At 72.5% G+C, this 6064-nt stretch carries 5 protein-coding genes; 2 read left to right on the forward strand and 3 right to left on the reverse strand.

The genetic code is table 11. The annotated features are described in order from the left end of the window. Window positions 1–3: 3 nt before the first annotated feature. Together AVL61_RS04935 and AVL61_RS04940 are read right to left on the reverse strand one after the other, a co-directional pair. Window positions 4–549, reverse strand: a complete 546-nt coding sequence (locus tag AVL61_RS04935) for a GNAT family N-acetyltransferase (protein WP_058873262.1) — start codon at window positions 547–549, stop codon at window positions 4–6. 56 nt (window positions 550–605) lie between these two features. Next, window positions 606–1385: an NYN domain-containing protein gene (locus AVL61_RS04940; protein ID WP_058873201.1), complete on the reverse strand. Its 780-nt coding sequence runs from the start codon at window positions 1383–1385 to the stop codon at window positions 606–608. Window positions 1386–1545: 160 nt separating this feature from the next. Here AVL61_RS04940 and AVL61_RS04945 point away from each other — a divergent pair, with 160 nt between their 5' ends. After that, complete coding sequence (locus AVL61_RS04945; RefSeq protein WP_058873202.1) at window positions 1546–3681, forward strand: 3-hydroxyacyl-CoA dehydrogenase NAD-binding domain-containing protein; 2136 nt, start codon at window positions 1546–1548, stop codon at window positions 3679–3681. Between the two features lie 46 nt (window positions 3682–3727). Then, a complete protein-coding gene (locus AVL61_RS04950; protein ID WP_058873203.1) occupies window positions 3728–4966 on the forward strand; it encodes an acyl-CoA dehydrogenase family protein in 1239 nt (412 codons plus the stop codon). Between the two features lie 120 nt (window positions 4967–5086). Here the strand turns inward: AVL61_RS04950 and AVL61_RS04955 are convergent, their stop codons facing one another. After that, on the reverse strand, window positions 5087–5425 hold the full coding sequence (locus AVL61_RS04955) for a hypothetical protein (protein ID WP_058873204.1): 339 nt from the start codon (window positions 5423–5425) through the stop codon (window positions 5087–5089). Window positions 5426–6064: the final 639 nt, after the last annotated feature.

Here is a 6064-nt window from a genome sequence, read left to right on the forward strand (position 1 = left end):
GGCTCAGACCTCGTCGGCGAGGATCGCGTAGATCAGCTCGTCGCGCCACTCGCCCAGCTGGTGGTGGCTCTCCCGCAGGGTCGCCTCCAGGCGCATGCCGATGCGCTCGCAGACCTTGGCGGAGCTCACGTTGAGGGCGTCCAGGCTCGCGCAGACCCGGTGCGCCCCCAGCTCGGCGAACGCGAACTCGATCGCGGCGCGGGCGGCCTCGGAGGCGATGCCCCGGCCCGCGTGGTCGGGATGGACCACCCAGCCGATCTCGACCTGCGCGGCGGCGGCGTCCGTGAGGGTCAGCACGACCTCGCCCGCCAGCTCCCGTGAACCCTTCGGGGAGACGGCGAAGCGGACGTGGTCGCCGTCCCGGCTCCAGGGGCGCATGCCGCTGTTCTCGGCCAGCGCGCGCTCGCACTCCTCGCGCGTGCGCGGGCCGCGCCACGCGTACTGCGCGTAGTCCTCGCGGCTCTGGTAGGAGTGCATGGGGTCGAGGTCCGCGGCGTCGAAGCGGCGGAACGCGAGGCGTTCGGTCTCTGGGGGCAGCACGTCGATCATCACCGGCCAGCGTATCCGGCGCACGGGCCGGAGAGCACGCCCGGTGCGCCGCGGACTCACGGGCGGTGCAGCCGGAGGCCGCACCCCTCTTCCACGAACTTCGCCAGACTGCGGTAGCCGAAGTCGGTGTAGCTCCGGTGCGGCATCGTCCGGCGCAGGAGGACCCCCAGACGCGAGCCGTGGACGGCCCCGTCGACGAGCACCGCGGGATTCTCGGCGACGAGCCGCATGGCGGCGCTCCGGTACTCCTGGAGCCCGGCCGGGGCCACCGGTGGAGGCTGCGGCGCGGGGACCTCCACCGGCGCCACGGTCCTCGCCGGGGCGGTCACCGGCTCCGCGAGCTCGACGACGTGGTGGTGGTCGACGACGGAGCGCAGGAGCGGGCTGACGCCGCCGGCGTTGCGCCCCGTGGTGGTCACCAGGACGACGTGCTTGCCCAGCGAGTGCAGCCGCCGTACCAGGGGGACGAACCCGGCGTCCCCCGTGGCCAGGACGAAGACCCCCACCCAGGGACAGTCGCTGGCGATCCGCAGCGCGTCCACTACCATCTCCATGTCGGCGGCGTTCTTGATCCCCTGGCCGAAGGAAAACACCTGCACGGGTTCGACGCCGCTCTCCAGCATCGTGCGGCGGTAGGCGCCCATCTCGGGCCGGCTCCAGTCCGAGTAGGCGCGGGCCGAGGCGACCAGACCGCCGAGGCCGTTGCGGCGCACGAACTCGCCCGAGCCCCGGACGATCTCGCGCACGGGTGCGGACCTCACGTCCTGGTGGTGTCCGCCGAAGAGGTTCTCCAGATCCAGGAGGACGGCGACGTCGCGGCGGAGGGGGGTGGGCATGGGGATCCTCGTTCTTCTCGTGCTGCCACGAGCATACCCAGACGTTCACCAAAGCAACCGACCGCGACCTGTACAAACCACTGTGAGACTCAATCCCTTGACCTGAGACTGAGTATCAGTCAGAGTGGTGGCGATCACATCGTTCGTCAGGAGTCCGCCCATGGCACCCGCCGCGCCCGCCCCGTCCTTCCCCTCCACCGTCACGGTGGACGTCGAGCAGCTGGTCCTGCCCGGCCGGTCCGCCCCCGTCGCCCTCGTGCGGCTGGACTCCACCCCGCCGGGCGGACTGATCATCTGGGGCTCCGCGGCCCTGGAGCAGCTCCGGGACGTCCTGGGCTCCATCGACCAGTCGGCGGTCGAGGCGATCGTGGTCACCGGCAACGCACGGTCCTTCGGCGCGGGGGCCAACCTCAAGGAGATCCGCCACGCCCAGCTCAGCGGCGTCTCCGACCGGTACGTGGGACTCGGCCACGAGGCCTTCGGCGTCCTGGCCGACGCGAGCGTGCCCACGTTCTCCCTGCTCACGGGGCAGGCCCTGGGCGGAGGGCTCGAGCTCGCCCTGCACACGGACTACCGCGCCGCCCATCCGCGCACCGGTCCGCTCGGGCTGCCGGAGTGCCGGCTCGGCTTCTTCCCCGGCTGGGGCGGCGTGCACCTGCTCCCGCACCTGATCGGCCCGGCCGCGGCGCTGCGCGTCATCGTGTTCGACTCCCTGCGGGGCCGGAACGCCAAGGCGGCGGAAGCCCTCGAACTGGGCCTCGTGGACGTCGTGCTCGACGCGGCTCCGGGGACCGGGGAGTGGGACTCCGCCTGGCAGGGGTGGGTCGCCGGCACGCTCGCCGCGCTCGACGCGGGCGAGCCCCGCCGCCGTGCGGGCACCCCCGGCGGCACGGGCGAGCAGGAGTGGCACGAGGCCGTGGAGCAGGCCCGGGTCCGCGCCGAGCGCACCTGGCACGGCGCGGCCCCGGCCCCGCTCGTGGCGATCGACCTGGTGGCCGCGGCCCGCACCGAGACCCGCACCGAGAACGGGGCGAAGGCCGTGGCCGCCTTCGCCGAGCTGGTCCGCGGGGACGTGGCGAAGGCCTCCCTCTACGCGTTCGAGCTCGTCTCGGCACGGTCCCGGCAGGCCGCGGACGTGCCCGCGGCGGACCCCGTGCCCCTGCGCAAGGCCGCGGTGATCGGCGCCGGCCTGATGGCCGGCCAGCTCGCCTCGCTCATCGCGAGCGGAGCCCGGATCCCCGTGGTCATGACCGACCTCGACGACGAACGGCTCGCCGCCGGCGTGGCCCGGACCCGGGAGCGCTTCGCCGCCCAGGCGGCCAGGGGGAGGATCAGCGCGGAGCAGGCCGAGCAGCTGTCCGCCCTCGTCACGGGGGCGAGCGGGCCGGAGGACCTCGCCGACGCGGACTTCGTGATCGAGGCCGTCTTCGAGGACCTCGACGTGAAGAAGAAGGTCTTCGCCCAGTGGGAGGAGGTCGTCCGGCCGGACGCGATCCTCGCGACGAACACGAGCTCCCTGTCCGTCACCGCCATGGCGGAGGACCTCCGGCACCCCGAGCGGGTGGTCGGCTTCCACGTCTTCAACCCCGTGGAGGTCACCCCGCTCCTGGAGATCGTCGCCGGGCGGCGGACCGGTGACACGGCCCTCGCGACCGCGTTCGAGCTCGCCGCGGTGTTGCGCCGCACGGCGGTGCGCGTCCAGGACGCCCCGGGCTTCGTGGTCAACCGGGTGCTGACCCGGCTGTTCGACGTGGTCGTCCAGGCGATCGACGCGGGCACGGACGTGGCGGCCGCCGACCACGCCCCCGATCCGATGGGCCTGCCCATGACCCCGCTGCGGCTGCTCGACTTCGTGGGCCCGGCCGTGCTGCACCACGTGGACGAGACCATGCACCGGGCGTATCCCGAGCGCTTCGCGCGGTCCCCGTGGATGGACGCGGTGGTCGAGGCGGGCCTGACCCACGTGCTGCCCACCGAGCAGGCCCCGGAGACGGGCGCGGACGGCTACCTCGCGGCGGACGCCGCCCGGCTGCTCGAGCGGACCCGGACGCGGCGTCCCGCCGGCGCCCCGGGCGCTCCGGCCTCGCCGGAGGAGCTGCTCGTGCGGATCCAGGACGCCCTGGCCGAGGAGATCGGCGCCATGCTGGCCGAGGGCGTCGTCGCCGGGCCCGAGGACGTGGACCTGTGCATGGTCCTCGGCGCCAACTATCCCTTCCACCTGGGCGGGATCACCCCGTACCTCGACCGCACGGGCGCCTCCGAGCGCGTCCTCGGCCGGCCCTTCCACGGGCGCTGAGCCCGACCCCGACGTCCTGCCCGCACACCGAACGAAGGATCCTTCCATGACCGCCACCCCCGAGACCGGCGCGAACCTGTTCCCCGCCGGCACCGTGGAGCCCGACTACGTCCTCGACGAGGCCCTCGACACCGATGTCGCCGGGGCCTTCGACGCGGTCTCCGACACCGACCGGGAGCACTGGATGCGCGCCCGCCGGTTCGTCCAGGAGGACCTCCTGCCCGTCATCGGCGAGCACTGGGACCGCTCGGAGTACTCCCTCGACCTCGTCCGCAGGCTCGGGGAGCTCGACCTGCTGCGCGACGGCGTGGCCGTCGACGGCTACCCGGAGATGTCCAAGACCGCCGCGGGCCTGGTCAGCATGGAGCTCTCCCGGGGCGACGGGTCCATCGCGACCGTCTCCGGCGTCCAGGGCGGGCTCGCGATGCGCTCGATCGCGATGTGCGGCTCCGAGGAGCAGCGCCGGCGCTGGCTCCCGCGGATGGCCACGGGCGAGCTCCTCGGCGCGTTCGCCCTCACGGAGCCCACCCACGGCTCGGACTCGGTGAGCCTCGAGACCCGGGCCACCCCGGTGGACGGCGGCTGGGTGCTCAACGGCGAGAAGAAGTGGATCGGCAACGGCTCGATGGGCGGGATCACCGTGGTGTGGGCCCGCTCCGACGAGGACGGCCAGGTCCGCGGCTTCGTGGTCCCGCAGGAGAGCGAGGGCTACACCGGCACGACCATCCGCGGGAAGCTCGCCCTGCGCGCCATCCACCAGGCGCACCTGCGGTTCGACGGCGTCTTCGTGCCCGAGGAGAACGCGCTGCCGGCGGCACGGTCCTTCAAGAACACCGCCGACGTCCTGTTCGCCACCCGGATCAGCGTGGCCTGGGGCGCGGTGGGCCACGCCCAGGCCTGCTACGAGACCGCCGTGCAGTACGCCAAGCAGCGCGTGCAGTTCGGCCGGCCGCTGGCCGCCTCGCAGATCGTCCAGGAGCGCCTGGCCCGGATGCTCAGCGAGCTGACCCAGATCCAGCTTCTCGTGGCGCGGATGACCGAGCGGGAGGAGGCCGGGAAGCTCACCGCCGAGCAGGCGTCGCTGGCGAAGTACACCTCCACGCGCACCGCCCGCTCGATCGCGGCCAACGCCCGGGACCTCCTGGGCGGCAACGGCATCCTGATCGAGAACCGCGTGGCCCGTCACTTCGCCGACATCGAGGCCCTGCACACCTACGAGGGCACCGAGACGGTGCAGGCCCTGATCGTCGGGCGCAGCATCACCGGCATCTCCGCCTTCGCCTGAGCTCCCGCGACCCCGACCGGCCCGAGGCCCGGACCTCCGCTGCAGGGGCGTCCCGGGCCCCGGAACGACGACGGCGCCCCTGCCGGCAGGGGCGCCGTCGTGCTCTTCCCGGGGGGACCCTCAGAGGTCCGCGCCGCCGTGGAAGGAGTCGTTGCTCGGGTCGATCTCGTCCTCGAACGCGGGGTCCTCGGGAACGTCGAGGTCCGCGATCGCCTCGCCCATGGCGGGCTCCTCGGGCGGGACCTGCTCGTCCCCCGCCTCGTAGCGGCCCTCCGCCGTCTCGTCCCGGAGTTCCTGCTCCGAGGGGACCTCGGGGTGCTCGGGGTCCACGCGCTCGTCCGGCGCGCCGGCCTCCGCGTCCTCGACCAGCGGATCCTCGCGCCAGTGCTCGGGATCGACCTCGGCGGCGCCCTCGTAGGTGTCGGGGGTCTCCGGCAGCTCTTCCGGTGAGGTGCTCATCTGCTGTCCTTTCGGGTCGGGGCATCGGTGTTCCATCAGCCTACGCACTGCCGCCCCCGCCGCTCCTGCCGCCCTCTCCCGTCCGCCCCGAAGCCGGGTCCCCGCCCGGTCCCGCAGGGGTTTTGACGGCCCTCCGGGGCGTGTGTAATGTATTCCGAGTCGCCGCAAGGGACGCGAGAGATCGCCCCGGACGGCAACGCCGAATCCGGCGGACCGACCTCCTCGAACCACCCGACCGATCACCGCTGCGCGGTGGCCGGCCGCTTGTGGGCCGGGAACGGGTCCGGTACGCTGGTGGAGCTGTTTCGGGCAGTGACGGGAAACCGTCGCGGTCCGCGGCGCCGAATCCGGCAGATCCACGAACTCTCCATTCCGAAGAGCCAGCACCGTTGAACGGTGGAAAAGCGATTTGGGAAAGCGGAGAAGATGCGGATAAGCTGAGGAGGTCGCCGAGGGGAAAGCGAGAGATCGCAAGAACCGCAGCGAAAAAGAATTCCAACACGGTTTCCGGGTGTGGTGCCCGGTTGCTGGTCTGTTGTTTGAGAACTCAATAGTGTGCCATGTTTGTTGATACCGAATGTTTTTTCGGTTGATTGGTTGTTGCTGTCCTGCCTCCGTGGGATGGTGGCGACATTTTCA

It is taken from the genome of Kocuria rosea subsp. polaris (assembly GCF_001483755.1).
Lineage (GTDB): Bacteria > Actinomycetota > Actinomycetes > Actinomycetales > Micrococcaceae > Kocuria > Kocuria cellulosilytica.